Genomic DNA, 13,193 nt, shown 5'->3' with positions numbered 1-13,193 from the left:
CGCCCGGATGGAAAGCCGCCTTGCTTCCGCAGGCGGCTTTTTTCGTTTCCCGGGTGTTTCGTTTGTCGTTCGTTCGTTTCGGGGCGTGGGCAAGGCGCCGGGACTTCGCGGACAATGTTCGGCAAGGCACCGGCGCGCGGTCGGCAACGGTTGAGCCAGAGGATTCAGGGAGTCGGCGATGATCAAGGTCGGAATCGTAGGCGGTACCGGGTACACCGGCGTGGAGCTGCTGCGGCTGCTCGCCCAGCACCCGCAGGTGAAGCTGATGGCCATCACCTCGCGCAAGGAGACCGGCATGCCGGTCGCCGAGATGTACCCGTCGCTGCGCGGCCGCGTGGATCTCGCCTTCACCGACCCGGCCAGCGCGCCGCTCGCCGAGTGCGACCTGGTCTTCTTCGCCACGCCGCACGGGGTGGCCATGGCCCAGGCGCCCGAGCTGCTCGCCGCCGGCGTCAAGATCATCGACCTGGCCGCCGACTTCCGGCTGAAGGACACGGCCGAGTTCGAGCGCTGGTACAAGATGCCGCACAGCTGCCCGCACATCCTGGCCGAGGCGGTCTACGGCCTGCCCGAAGTCAATCGCGACGCGATCCGCAAGGCGCGGGTGATCGGCCTGCCGGGCTGCTACCCCACCTCGGTGCAGCTGGGCTGGCTGCCGGTGCTCGACCCGAAGGCGGTGGCCGCCGCGGGCGGCGACCTCGTCGAGCGCACCACGCTGATTGCCGACTGCAAGTCGGGCGTGTCGGGCGCGGGCCGCAAGGCCGAGGTGCACACGCTGCTGGCCGAGGCCTCGGACAACTTCAAGGCCTATGGCGTGACCGGCCACCGCCATGCGCCGGAGATCGCGCAGGGCCTGGGCGCGATCGCCGGCAAGCCGGTGAGCCTTCAGTTCACGCCCCACCTGGTGCCGATGATCCGGGGCATCCACGCCACGCTCTACGCGCGGCTCACGCCGGCCGGGGCCAGGGTCGACTTCCAGAAGCTCTACGAGGAGCGCTTTGCCGGCGAACCCTTCGTCGACGTGATGCCGGCCGGTTCCACGCCCGAGACCCGCTCGGTGCGGGCCTCCAACATGGTGCGGATCGCGGTGCATCGGCCGGCTGGCAGCGACCTGCTGATCGTGCTGGTGGTCGAGGACAACCTGGTCAAGGGTGCATCGGGGCAGGGCGTGCAGGTGATGAACCTGATGTTCGGCCTGCCGGAAGACATGGGGCTGACCCAGCTGCCGGTGCTGCCCTGACAGGCCGTGTTGCTGCACTGATCCGCGTCGATGACGGGGTTATCCCGTCGTCACCGCAGGGCGTCGCCTCTACAATCCTCGTAATTCACGGAGATCACCGAATGAACGCTGTCGCCGAAATGCCGGCTCCTCTCCTGTTCACCGACAGCGCGGCCGACAAGGTCCGCCAGCTGATCGAGGAAGAGGGCAACGACAACCTGAAGCTGCGCGTGTTCGTGCAGGGCGGCGGCTGCTCGGGCTTCCAGTACGGCTTCACCTTCGACGAAGACACGAACGAAGACGACACCGTCATGCAGAAGAACGGGGTCACCTTGCTGATCGACGCCATGAGCTACCAGTACCTGGTCGGCGCCGAGATCGACTACAAGGAAGACCTCGAAGGCGCCCAGTTCGTGATCAAGAACCCCAACGCCGCCACCACCTGCGGCTGCGGCTCCTCGTTCAGCGCCTGATTTCCTTCGGCATCTGATTCACTTCATCGGCTGACCCGCCCGGTGCCGCTTTCCGCGGCGCCGGCCGGCCACAGCGCGCCCAGCACCCGCGGGCCGCTGGCGCCGGTCACCGACGGCAAGTTGCCCGCCAGGCCAGCCAGGTGCCGGTGGGCCTGCCAGGCGAAGGCCGTGGCTTCCACTGCCTGAGGGTCGATTCCCATGTCGCTGGTGTCCGAGACCATGACGCCCGGCATCCGGGCCGCCAGCCGCCCCATCAGGTCCGCATTGCGCGAGCCGCCCCCGCACACCAGGATTTCCCGGGCGTCGAAAGCCAGGCAGGGCTCGGCCACGGTGACGGCCGTCAGCTCGGCCAGCGTGGCCTGGACGTCCCGCGGGTCGGCGCTCGTGGCGCCCGCCTGGGCGAGCCCGCGGGCCAGCCAGCCCGCCTCGAACAGGTCGCGCCCGGTGCTCTTGGGCGGCGCCGCGCGGAAGTAGGGCTCGCTCAGCAGGCAGGCGAGCAGGGGCGGCAGCACCCGGCCGCCTGCGGCCCAGGCGCCGTCGCGGTCGTAGGGCTGGCCGGTGTGACGCTCGCACCAGAGGTCGAGAAGCGTGTTCGCCGGGCCGGTGTCGAATCCCGCGACCGGCCGGGCCTCGAGGTTTCGGTCCGTCCGGCCCGCACCCGCCTCCAGCAGGCTCACGTTCGCGATGCCGCCCAGGTTGACGACCGCCCGCCTGAGCGTCGGATGGGCGAACACGGTGGCATGGAAGCCCGGTGCCAGCGGGGCGCCTTGGCCGCCGGCCGCGACGTCGGCGCTGCGCAGGTCGGCCACGACGGGGATGCCGGCCAGCTCGGCGAGTCGGGCCGGGTTGAGCAGTTGGATCGTGTAGCCCAGCTCGGGTCGGTGGCGCACCGTCTGGCCGTGGGCGCCGATCGCGGCAACCCGCGCGGGCTCGAGGCCCGCCGCCGCCAGGAGGTCCGCGCTCACCTCGGCGTACAGGCTGGCCAGCGCGTTGGCCGCGAGGGCCGCGCGGGCCAGCTCGTCGGGGCCGGGTTGCTGCAGCGACTGGAGCTGCCCGCGCAAGGCCGGGGGGATCGGCCGCGAGCAGAAGGCCAGGGTGCGCGGCGCGGCGCGGCTCGCGGCCCCGGACCCGTCGGGGGACTCGATCGGGAACTCGACCAGCGCCCCGTCGACGGCGTCGACGCTGGTTCCGGACATCAGTCCGGCGCAGAGCCGGACCGTGGGGCTCACTCGAAGCGGGCAGCCAGCCGGAGCGGGTCGAGCTGCGCCAACTGCACCGAGGTCTGCTCGGCGTGCGCGGCAAAGCGCGCGCGCTCGGCCGGCGACAGCGGCTCGGAGTCGGGCATCGCGACCTTCATCGGGTCCATCTGCTGGCCGTTCACCATGAACTCGTAGTGCAGGTGCGGGCCGGTGGCCCAGCCGGTGGCGCCCACGTAGCCGATGATCTCGCCCTGGTCGACCTTGTCGCCCTTCTTCAGGCCCGAGGCGAAGCCGCGCAGATGCGCGTAGAGCGTCTGCACGCCGTTGCGGTGCTCGAGGATGACCACGTTGCCGTAGCCGCGTTGCTGGCCGGCGAAATCGACCACGCCATTGCCCGATGCGCGCACCGGCGTACCCGAGGGGGCGGCGAAGTCGGTGCCCTTGTGGGCCCGCACGTCGCCGAACACCGGATGCTGGCGGGCATTGGAGAAGCCCGAGCTGACCCGGCTGAACTCGATCGGGCTGCGCAGGAAGCTGCGCTTCATGCTGCGGCCGTCGAAGCCGAAGAACTCGCCCTTGCCGTCGTTTCCGCGCTCGAACCAGAGCGCGTCGTGGCGCTTGCCGTCGTTGATCAGCTGCACCGCCAGCACGCGGGCGCCGACCGGCCCTTCGAGGCTGTCCGCCTCGCGAACGGTTTCGTAGACCACGCGCAGCTCTGCGCCGCGCCGCAGGTCGCGGCGGAAGTCGATCTCGCTGTCGAGGATGTCGGCCACCTTGGAGGCGATCGCATCCGGAACGCCCGCGGCGTCGGTGGCGGCGAACAGCGAGGAATTGATGGTCACCGCCGCCATGGCGGTGTGCCGGTCCAGCGGCACCGGCTCGTCGACCGCCACGAAGGCATCGCCCTGGCGGCGGATCGTCAGGCGGGTCGCGTTCTCCTTGCCGTCGATGACCAGGCTGCCGTAGCGGTACTGCAGCGACTGCACCCGGCCCATGCCGTCGACCTCGGCGGTGACCGAGCGGCCGGCGTAGAGCTGCAGCATGCGGCGGGCCACCGGGTCGCTGGCGGCGAACTTCAGGAACTCGGCGTCGGCCGCGCCCAGCCGCTCGAGCAGCGAGGCAACGGTCTCGCCCCGGCGGATGCGCTCCGTCTGGACGAAGCGGTCGCCAACCTCGGCCACTTCGGGCTCGAGCGAGACCGATTCGACGATGGTTTCGGGGGTGGGGAGCTGGGCTTCGCCGAGGGGCGCGACACCGAAGGCGGTGACGGCTGCGAAGGTGAGCGTGACGGCCACCGCGATGGCGACCTTGTTGAAGCGGGGATCGGTAACTCGGGTCATCTCGTCTGTTCGTTAGAATCCGAACCTCGGTCCGTCGACACAAAACGGCACGTGCGATCCCCGCACCGCTGCCCGGACTCGGCAAAGCGGGAATATTACCGGAATCGATTCGAATTATGGGCGACAAGACCGAGAAAATGGCTCCAGACAGGCAACGCCTGACGACGGACGGCGGCGGGAGCCCGACCGGCAGCACCGGGGCGGCCGGCCACGCCGAGCCCAGCCAGGGCGTGCGCGAGGCACTGGCCGTCACCAGGCGCGGCTGCGACGAGCTCCTGGTCGAGTCCGAATGGGTGGCCAAGCTGGCCCGCAGCGAGGCCGACGGCCGGCCGCTGCGGATCAAGCTGGGTCTCGACCCCACGGCGCCCGACCTGCACCTTGGCCACACGGTCGTGCTGAACAAGATGCGCCAGCTGCAGGACCTCGGCCACACCGTGATCTTCCTGATCGGCGACTTCACCGCGATGATCGGCGACCCGTCCGGTCGCAACGCCACCCGGCCGCCGCTCACCCGCGAGCAGATCGAGCAGAACGCGAAGACCTACTTCGAGCAGGCCGCGCTGGTGCTCGACCGCGACAAGACCGAGATCCGCTACAACTCCGAGTGGTCCGATCCGCTGGGCGCACGCGGGATGATCCAGCTGGCCGCGAAGTACACGGTGGCCCGCATGCTCGAGCGCGACGACTTCACCAAGCGCTTCCGCTCGGGCGTGCCGATCTCGGTCCACGAGCTGCTCTATCCGCTGATGCAGGGTTACGACTCGGTCGCGCTGAAGTCCGACATCGAGCTCGGCGGCACCGACCAGAAGTTCAACCTGCTGGTGGGCCGCGAGCTGCAGCGCGAGTACGGCCAGGAGCCGCAGTGCATCCTGACCATGCCGCTGCTCGAGGGGCTGGACGGCGTCGAGAAGATGTCCAAGTCCAAGGGCAATTACGTCGGGATCACCGAGGCGCCGGCCGAGATGTTCGGCAAGCTGATGTCGATCTCCGACGAGCTGATGTGGAAGTACTTCGAGCTGCTGTCCTTCCGGCCGATGAGCGAGATCGCGGCGCTGCGGACCGAGTGCGGGGCGGGCCGCAACCCGCGCGACGCGAAGGTCATGCTCGGGCAGGAGATCGTCGCGCGCTTCCACTCCAGGGCCGCGGCCGAGCAGGCGCTGGCCGACTTCGAGGCGCGCTTCCGCCAGGGCGCGCTGCCCGAGGACATGCCCGAGGTGAGCCTGTCCGGCGCGCCGCTGGGCGTCGCGCAGCTCCTCAAGCAGGCCGGGCTGGTGTCGTCGACCTCCGACGCGATGCGCAACCTGGAGCAGGGCGGCGTGCGCATCGACGGTCAGCGCATCGAGGACAAGGGGCTGAAGCTCGCGGCCGGAAGCTACGTGGTGCAGGTCGGCAAGCGGCGCTTCGCGCGGGTGACGCTCGCCTGATGCTCGCGCTGATCCAGCGCGTGACCGAGGCCGCGGTGCGGATCGACGGCGTCACCGTCGGGGCGATCGGCCCCGGCCTGCTGGTCTTCTTCTGCGCCGAGCGCGGCGACGCCGAGGCCGATCTCGACCGCTTCGCGCAGCGCCTGCTCAGGCTGCGCTGCTTCGGCGACGAGGCCGGACGGATGAACCGCAGCGTGCAGGACCTCGCCGGCGGCCTGCTGGTGGTCTCGCAGTTCACGCTGGCTGCCGACACCGCCTCGGGAAACCGCCCGGGATTCACCGGCGCGGCAGCGCCCGACGAGGGGAGCAGGCTCTACGAGGCCTTCGTGGCCCGATTGCGCGGCCTGCACCCGGTGGTCGAGACCGGCCGCTTTGGCGCCGACATGAAGGTCTCGCTGGTGAACGACGGTCCGGTCACGCTGTGGCTTCGCAGCCCGGCGCGCGAGGACCGCGCCGACCGAAACCCCTCGCCTTGACTGCCGGGAAGGCCTCGGCCTAGTCTCGGCATCGACTCTTCCCTCCCCCGGAGCATCCCGATGAAACTGGTCAGTGAGTCCTTCGCCGACGGGTCGCCCATCCCCGAGGAATTCGCCTTCTGCAAGATCGACCCGAAGTCCCGCGTCGCGCTGTCGGCCAACCGCAACCCGCACCTGGCCTGGAGCGAGGCGCCGGTGGGCACGCGTTCCTTCGCGATCGTCTGCCACGATCGCGACGTGCCGAGCAGCCCGGAGGATGTCAACCAGGAAGACCGCGAGATCCCGTCCACGCTCAAGCGTGTGGACTTCTTCCACTGGGTGCTGGTCGACCTGCCGGTCACGGTCACCTCGATCGGCGCGGGCGAGTTCTCCGACAAGGTCACGCCCAAGGGCAAGATGGGCCCGGCCGCCCGCCTCGGCGCGCGCCAGGGCATCAACGACTACACCGCCTGGTTCGACAGCGACCCCGACATGTCGGGCGACTACTTCGGCTACGACGGCCCCTGCCCGCCGTGGAACGACTCGCTGGTCCACCACTACGTGTTCACCGTCTACGCGCTCGACGTGGCGCGCCTGCCGCTGATGGGCCGCTTCGGCGGTGCCGACGCGCGCAAGGTGATCGGGCACCACAAGCTCGGCCAGGCGTCCATCACCGGCACCTACACGCTGAACCCGCGGCTGGCCGGCCAATGACGGCGGGCCTCACCACGATCGTCCTGGTTCGCCACGGCGTCACCGACTGGAACCGAGACCGCCGCTTCCAGGGCCAGATCGACATCCCGCTGAACGACGAGGGCCGGCGCCAGGCCGAGCTGACCGGCCGGCGGCTCGCTTCGGACCCCGATCGCGGGCGGATCGCCGCAATCCACACCAGCGACCTGTCGCGGGCCGCGCAGACCGCGGCGCCGATCGCGCGCGCGCTCGGCCTGCCGCTGCATACCGAGCCCCTGCTGCGCGAGCGCAACTACGGCGCCTTCGAGGGACGCACCCACGACGAGCTGGCGCAACAAGAGGCCGAGGCCTGGTCCCGCTGGCGCGCCCGCGAGCCGGATTTCGAGCTGCCGGGCGGCGGCGAGTCGCTGCGCGCTTTCCACGCCCGGGTCGAGCGGACACTGCTCGGGCTGGCCGGGCGCTATCCTTCGGCCACGGTCGTGGCGGTCGCACACGGCGGCGTGCTCGACTGCGCCTTCCGGATCGCGGCCGGGTTGCCGCTCGACTCGCCACGCGGCCACGACCTGCTCAACGCCAGCCTGAACCGGATCGCCTTCGACGGCGAGCGCTTCCACCTGCTCGGCTGGGCCGACGTGGCCCACCTCGAGGACGCGCTCGACGACGTCGAGGCCCGGGGCTGAAGCGGCGGCATCGCCCAGGGCGCGGCCGAGGCCGATCGCGTAAAATCCACCGTTTTGCGTCCTTCCGGACGCTGCATCCGAGGATTTCACGTCATGTTCGACCGCAAGCACGGCATCGCGCAAACCGACCCCGAACTCTGGAACGCGATCCGGCTCGAGGACCAGCGCCAGGAGGCGCACATCGAGCTGATCGCCTCCGAGAACTACGCGAGCCCGGCGGTCATGGCGGCCCAGGGGTCGCAGCTCACCAACAAGTACGCCGAGGGCTACCCCGGCAAGCGCTATTACGGCGGTTGCGAGTTCGTCGACGTCGCCGAGCAGCTGGCCATCGACCGGATCAAGCAACTGTTCGGCGCCGAGTGCGCCAACGTGCAGCCGCACTCGGGCGCGCAGGCCAACGAGGCCGTGTTCCTCGCCTTCCTGAAGCCCGGCGACACCATCATGGGGATGAGCCTGGCCGAAGGCGGCCACCTGACCCACGGCATGGCGCTGAACATGTCGGGCAAGTGGTTCAACGTGGTGTCCTACGGACTCGACGAGAGCGAGGCGATCGACTACGACGCCATGGAGCGCAAGGCGCACGAGCACAAGCCGAAGCTCATCATCGCCGGCGCCTCGGCCTACAGCCTGCGCATCGACTGGGCGCGCTTCGCCAAGGTCGCGAAGGACGTCGGCGCGCTGCTGATGGTCGACATGGCGCACTACTCGGGCCTGATCGCCGGCGGCGTCTACCCGAACCCGGTGCCGCACGCCGACATCGTCACCTCCACCACGCACAAGAGCCTGCGCGGGCCGCGCGGCGGCTTCATCCTGATGCCGCAGCAGCACGAGAAGCCGATCAACTCGGCGATCTTCCCGGGCCTGCAGGGCGGCCCGCTGATGCACGTGATCGCCGCCAAGGCGGTGGCTTTCCGCGAGGCGCTGCAGCCGTCCTTCCGCGACTACGCGAAGCAGGTGGTCGCCAACGCCAACGTGCTGGCGCAGACGCTGACCGAGCGCGGCCTGCGGATCGTGTCCGGCCGCACCGAGTCGCACCTGATGCTGGTCGACCTGCGCGCCAAGAAGATCACCGGCAAGGAAGCCGAGAAGGTGCTGGGCGAGGCCCACATCACCTGCAACAAGAACGCGATCCCCAACGACCCGGAAAAGCCGATGGTCACCAGCGGGATCCGGCTCGGCACGCCGGCGATGACCACCCGCGGCTTCCGCGAGGACGAGGTCGCGCAGGTGGGTCACCTGATCGCCGACGTGCTGGACAATCCGCAGGACGCCGGCAAGCTCGCGCAGATCCGCGAGCAGGTCGGCCAGTTGACCGCCAGGTTCCCGGTCTACGGCGGCTGATGCCCGGCGGCGATGCGCTGCCCGTTCTGCGATCATCCTGACACGCAGGTCATCGAGACCCGCGAGTCCGACGAAGGCGACAGCATCCGCCGTCGCCGGCGCTGCCTGAACTGCGAGAAGCGCTTCACCACCTACGAACGCATCGAGCTGGCCCTGCCGGCGGTGGTCAAGCGCAATGGCACCCGAACCGAGTTCGACCGGCGCAAGCTGCGCGGCTCGATGTCGCTGGCCTTGCGCAAGCGCCCGGTCAGCGCCGAGGCGGTCGACGCCGCGATCCACCGCATCGAGGAAAAGCTGCTGAGCCTGGGCCTGCGCGAAGTGGGCAGCGAGCAGATCGGCGAGCTGGTCATGCGCGAGCTCAAGAAGCTCGACAAGATCGCCTACGTGCGCTTCGCGTCGGTCTACCGGAAGTTCGAGGACGTGGACGAGTTCGCCGAAGCGGTGCTCGAGGTCAGGGCGCGGCGCAAGCGGGGCGAGTGAGTCGCATCCGGCGGGATCAATCCCGCCGGCTGAAACGCGCGGGAATTTCGTCGGCACCCATCATGTCGAAATCGTCCGGGACCTCGATCTCGCCGGCCAGGAAGCCGATTCGCCGAGCCTTGGCAGGCGCCGGCGTATCCAGCGGCACGACCTTCACCAGCGGCTTTCCCGCCTTGGCGATGACGAACGACTCCCCTTCGCGGCCTCGTCGACGAGCCGCGAAAGACGTGCCTTCGCTTCGCGCATATTGAAGGTGCGGGTCAATTCGAGTGGGGGCTCGATTCGTGGCGGTTGCACGTGGCACTGCCGCCGACTACGGGCAAACCAATTCCAGTTGCGGATAGTGGATCCGATAACGCCTGGTGTCCCGCGTCAGTACCGCCATGCCCTCGACGGCAGCGTGGGCGCCGATGTAGAAATCCGGAAGCGGTGAGGTGCGGCTGCCACTGGCACGGCGGTACTGGAGGAACGCCTTGCCGGCGAGGAAGGCAGCGTCCCAGGGCAACTCGAGGCGTGCGAAGGTGTCAGGCGGCAGGGCTTCGTCGATCTGCTCGATGCGCTCGAAGCCGATCGAGACTTCGGCGTAGATGATCGGGTTGATGCACAACGCCGCCTGCGCCGAGCAGGCATCGAGTTGCGCTGCCGACCATTCGTACCAGTGCGGATCGTCGGTGAGTACGTCCAGCAGGACGTTGGCGTCCACCAGCACGCGATTCACGCGCCGCGCGTCAGTTGCATGATTTCGTCCGTGCTCATGCGCGCCGTGGCTCGACCGCGAAGGCGAGCGGCAAGGCTGCCCGTCCGCGCCTTGGGCGAGTGGGTGATGGTGGCCTCCGCTTCACGCAGTGCGGCCTCCCGCACGAAGGCCGCCTCCGGCCCGCCCCGCCATTACCGCTTCGCGCTCCGGATCGCCTCCAGCGTCAGGTTCGGCGTGATCGCCTGCGGGTCCACCTTCAGCTCGATGATCGCCGGGCGCCTGTTCTCGCGCGCGTAGTCGAGCGCCGCCTTGAGCGCCGGCTCGAACTCCTCGGTGCGCGCCACGTGGGCGCCGAAGCCGCCGAAGGCCTCGCCGTACTTCGCGAAATCCGGGTTGGCCAGCGCGGTGCCCAGCACGCGCGCCGGGTACTCGCGCTCCTGGTGCATCCGGATCGTCCCGTACATGCCGTTGTTGAACACGATCACCACCAGCGCGCCATCGTACTGTGCGGCGGTGGCCAGCTCCTGGCCGTTCATCAGGAAATCGCCGTCGCCGGCGAAGCAGACCACGGTGCGATCGGGCGCGGCGATCGCTGCGGCCACCGCCGCCGGCACGCCATAGCCCATCGCGCCCGAAGTGGTCGACAGTTGGGTGCGCAGCCCCGCGTAGCGCCAGAAGCGGTGGGCCCAGGTGGCGAAGTTGCCGGCGCCGTTGGTGATGATCGTGTCGGCAGGGGCCACCCGCTCGAGCGTCTGCACCATCTCCCACAGGTTCAGCGCGGGCGCCTCGGCGGCCTTGTCGCCGGCGGGCGTGTAAATGGGCGGCTGGCGCTGCCAGGCTTCGTACTGCGCACGCGCATCGCCCACGCTGGCCGCCCAGGCGGTGGACTCCACCTTCATTTCGCGCAGCGCGGCGGCGATCTCGGGCATGCCGGAGGCGATCATCAGGTCGGCCTGGTACACCGTGCCCAGCTCGTCGACCCCTGCGTGCACGTGGACCAGCTTCTGCACCGGCCGCGGCACCGCCAGCAGCGTATAGCCCGAGGTGGTCATCTCGCCCAGGCGCGGACCGATGGCGATGACCAGGTCCGATTCCTTCACCCGCGCGGCGAGCTTCGGATTGATGCCGATGCCGACGTCGCCCACGTAGTTGGGATGCCGGTTGTCGAACAGGTCCTGGTAACGGAACGCGCAGGTGACCGGCAGGCGATTGGTCTCGGCGAAGGCGCGGATGTCGTCGCAGGCCTGTCGGGTCCAGCCGGTCCCGCCCAGCATCAGCAGGGGGCGCTGCGCCGCGGCCAGCATGCCCCGGAACGACCCGAGCTGCGCGGGGCCGGGCGATGCGCGCACCGGCGAGTGCGGGCGCGCATCGGCCACCGTGGCCTGCTGCACCAGCATGTCCTCGGGCAGCGCCAGCACCACCGGGCCCATGCGCCCGCTGGTGGCCGCCTGGAAGGCGTGGGCCACGTATTCGGGAATCCGGTCGGCGCGGTCGATCTGCGCGACCCACTTGGCCATCTGGCCGAACATGCGCCGGTAGTCCACCTCCTGGAAGGCCTCGCGGTCCATGAAGTCGGTGCCTACCTGGCCCACGAACACGACCATGGGCACCGAGTCCTGGAAGGCCGCGTGGATGCCGATCGACGCATTGGTGGCGCCCGGGCCGCGGGTCACCATCAGCACGCCGGGCTTGCCGGTGAGCTTCGCGTAGGCGTCGGCCATGAAGGCGGCGCCTCCCTCCTGCCGGCAGATCACGAAGCGGATGCTGTCGCGATGCGGATAGAGGCCGTCGAGCACGGCCAGGTAGCTCTCGCCGGGCACGCCGAACACGGTGTCCACGCCGTGCACGGCAAGGGCGTCGGCAAGGATCTGGCCGCCGGGGCGGGCGATGAGGGCGGGCGTCGCGGTCACTGGGGCTCCTGTGCGCAGCCGGCGCTGCGGTCGATTCGTTGGGGTGTGGCGCGATTCTAGCCCCGGCCGCGAGCGGCGATAATCGGGGACCGACCACGATCCAGGCAGGTCCCCCGCCCCATGTTCACCGAAGCCGATCACCAGCACATGTCGCGCGCGCTCGAGCTGGCGGCGCTCGGCATGTGGACCACGACTCCGAATCCGCGGGTGGGGTGCGTCATCGTCCGCGACCGGCAGGTGGTGGGCGAGGGCTGGCATCGCCGCGCCGGCGAACCGCATGCCGAGGTGCTGGCGCTGGCGCAGGCCAACGGCGCGGCGCGCGGCGCCACCGTGTACCTCACGCTCGAGCCCTGCAGCCACCACGGGCGCACGCCGCCCTGTGTCGACGCGCTGCTCGAGGCCCGCGTCGGGCGCGTGGTCGTGGCCATGGAGGATCCCAATCCGCTGGTCAGCGGCCGCGGCCTTGCCCGACTGCGCGAGGCCGGCGTCGACGTGCGCTGCGGCCTGCTCGAGCAGGAAGCGCGCGAGCTGAACATCGGCTTCGTGTCGCGGATGACCCGCCGGCGCCCCTGGGTCCGGATGAAGATCGCGGCGAGCCTCGACGGCCGCACCGCGCTGCCCGATGGCAGCAGCCAGTGGATCACCGGGGACGCCGCCCGCGACGACGGACACGCCTGGCGGGCGCGGGCCTGCGCGATCCTGACCGGCATCGGCACGGTCAAGGACGACGACCCGCGGCTCACCGTGCGGGCGGTCGACACGCCGCGCCAGCCCCTGCGGGTGCTGGTCGACTCGCGGCTCGAGGTCGATCTGGACGCGAACATCGTGCGCGGCGGCAATCTGCTGGTGGCCTGCGCCCGCGCGATGCCCGGAAAGGCCGGCGAGCTGCGCGACCGGGGCTGCGAAGTGCTGGAGCTGCCCAACGCGCAGGGCAAGGTCGACCTGCCGGCGTTGCTGGCCGAACTGGCCGGGCGCGACATCAACGAACTGCACGTCGAGGCCGGCTATCGCCTGAACGGTTCGCTGCTGCGCGAGGGCTGCGTCGACGAGCTGCTCGTCTACCTCGCGCCCACCTTGCTCGGCAATGCGACCGGGATGGCCGACCTGCTGCCGCCGGACACGCTGGCCGCCGCCCCGCGGCTGTGGCTGCAGGCGGTGGACCGGGTCGGCGACGACGTCCGCCTGCTCGCGCGCCTGCCCGACCGGCTGCCGGTGCGGCCCACGGCGGGCGCGTCCGAGCTGCACCCGGAGTCGCGCGCCGGCGCCGAATGAGCCGGGCGTC

13 protein-coding genes and 1 pseudogene are annotated in these 13,193 nt (G+C 70.3%); 9 read left to right on the top strand and 5 right to left on the bottom strand.

Annotation, left to right across the window (positions count from 1 at the left end; genetic code table 11):
- Nucleotides 1-178 precede the first annotated feature (178 nt).
- Nucleotides 179-1,240, top strand: a complete 1,062-nt coding sequence (gene argC, locus FHP08_RS10125; RefSeq protein ID WP_147704315.1) for an N-acetyl-gamma-glutamyl-phosphate reductase — start codon at nucleotides 179-181, stop codon at nucleotides 1,238-1,240.
- Nucleotides 1,241-1,341: 101 nt separating this feature from the next.
- The gene (erpA, locus tag FHP08_RS10120) at nucleotides 1,342-1,692 is read left to right on the top strand and encodes an iron-sulfur cluster insertion protein ErpA (protein ID WP_147704314.1); all 351 of its coding nucleotides are present in this window, start codon (nucleotides 1,342-1,344) and stop codon (nucleotides 1,690-1,692) included.
- A 23-nt stretch (nucleotides 1,693-1,715) separates the two neighbouring features.
- Here erpA and FHP08_RS10115 read toward each other — a convergent pair whose 3' ends face one another.
- Complete coding sequence (locus FHP08_RS10115) at nucleotides 1,716-2,888, bottom strand: anhydro-N-acetylmuramic acid kinase (protein ID WP_147704313.1); 1,173 nt, start codon at nucleotides 2,886-2,888, stop codon at nucleotides 1,716-1,718.
- 29 nt (nucleotides 2,889-2,917) lie between these two features.
- The gene (locus FHP08_RS10110; protein ID WP_147704312.1) at nucleotides 2,918-4,231 is read right to left on the bottom strand and encodes a peptidoglycan DD-metalloendopeptidase family protein; all 1,314 of its coding nucleotides are present in this window, start codon (nucleotides 4,229-4,231) and stop codon (nucleotides 2,918-2,920) included.
- A gap of 137 nt (nucleotides 4,232-4,368) precedes the next feature.
- Here FHP08_RS10110 and tyrS point away from each other — a divergent pair, with 137 nt between their 5' ends.
- From tyrS to nrdR, 6 genes are all read left to right on the top strand, one after another.
- Nucleotides 4,369-5,655, top strand: a complete 1,287-nt coding sequence (tyrS, locus tag FHP08_RS10105; protein ID WP_147704311.1) for a tyrosine--tRNA ligase — start codon at nucleotides 4,369-4,371, stop codon at nucleotides 5,653-5,655.
- Nucleotides 5,655-6,131 (top strand): D-aminoacyl-tRNA deacylase, encoded by a 477-nt coding sequence (gene dtd / locus FHP08_RS10100; RefSeq protein WP_147704310.1) that lies wholly within the window; start codon nucleotides 5,655-5,657, stop codon nucleotides 6,129-6,131. The genes tyrS and dtd overlap by 1 nt, the downstream gene beginning before the upstream one ends.
- A gap of 60 nt (nucleotides 6,132-6,191) precedes the next feature.
- Nucleotides 6,192-6,824 carry a YbhB/YbcL family Raf kinase inhibitor-like protein gene (locus FHP08_RS10095; protein WP_147704309.1) on the top strand — a complete coding sequence of 211 codons (633 nt, stop codon included), beginning with the start codon at nucleotides 6,192-6,194 and terminating at the stop codon, nucleotides 6,822-6,824.
- A complete protein-coding gene (locus tag FHP08_RS10090) occupies nucleotides 6,821-7,483 on the top strand; it encodes a histidine phosphatase family protein (RefSeq protein WP_147704308.1) in 663 nt (220 codons plus the stop codon). The genes FHP08_RS10095 and FHP08_RS10090 overlap by 4 nt, the downstream gene beginning before the upstream one ends.
- A gap of 93 nt (nucleotides 7,484-7,576) precedes the next feature.
- On the top strand, nucleotides 7,577-8,824 hold the full coding sequence (glyA, locus tag FHP08_RS10085) for a serine hydroxymethyltransferase (RefSeq protein ID WP_147704307.1): 1,248 nt from the start codon (nucleotides 7,577-7,579) through the stop codon (nucleotides 8,822-8,824).
- Nucleotides 8,825-8,836: 12 nt separating this feature from the next.
- Entirely contained in the window at nucleotides 8,837-9,304 is a 468-nt protein-coding gene (gene nrdR, locus FHP08_RS10080; protein ID WP_147704306.1) for a transcriptional regulator NrdR, read from the top strand.
- Between the two features lie 16 nt (nucleotides 9,305-9,320).
- Here nrdR and FHP08_RS10075 read toward each other — a convergent pair.
- The 3 genes and pseudogenes from FHP08_RS10075 to FHP08_RS10065 form a co-directional block, all read right to left on the bottom strand.
- Nucleotides 9,321-9,550, bottom strand: a pseudogene (locus tag FHP08_RS10075) (type II toxin-antitoxin system Phd/YefM family antitoxin).
- Between the two features lie 67 nt (nucleotides 9,551-9,617).
- Entirely contained in the window at nucleotides 9,618-10,022 is a 405-nt protein-coding gene (locus tag FHP08_RS10070; protein ID WP_147704305.1) for a type II toxin-antitoxin system VapC family toxin, read from the bottom strand.
- A 170-nt stretch (nucleotides 10,023-10,192) separates the two neighbouring features.
- Nucleotides 10,193-11,911, bottom strand: coding sequence for a thiamine pyrophosphate-binding protein (locus FHP08_RS10065; protein ID WP_225879088.1), 1,719 nt, complete (start codon nucleotides 11,909-11,911; stop codon nucleotides 10,193-10,195).
- A gap of 120 nt (nucleotides 11,912-12,031) precedes the next feature.
- On the opposite strand from FHP08_RS10065, the gene ribD reads away from it, so the two are divergent.
- Nucleotides 12,032-13,183, top strand: a complete 1,152-nt coding sequence (gene ribD, locus FHP08_RS10060; RefSeq protein ID WP_147704304.1) for a bifunctional diaminohydroxyphosphoribosylaminopyrimidine deaminase/5-amino-6-(5-phosphoribosylamino)uracil reductase RibD — start codon at nucleotides 12,032-12,034, stop codon at nucleotides 13,181-13,183.
- Nucleotides 13,184-13,193: the final 10 nt, after the last annotated feature.

The sequence above is a fragment of the Zeimonas arvi genome, from assembly GCF_008039575.1.
Classification (GTDB): domain Bacteria; phylum Pseudomonadota; class Gammaproteobacteria; order Burkholderiales; family Burkholderiaceae_E; genus Zeimonas; species Zeimonas arvi.
This window is presented reverse-complemented; position numbering and strand designations above follow the sequence as displayed.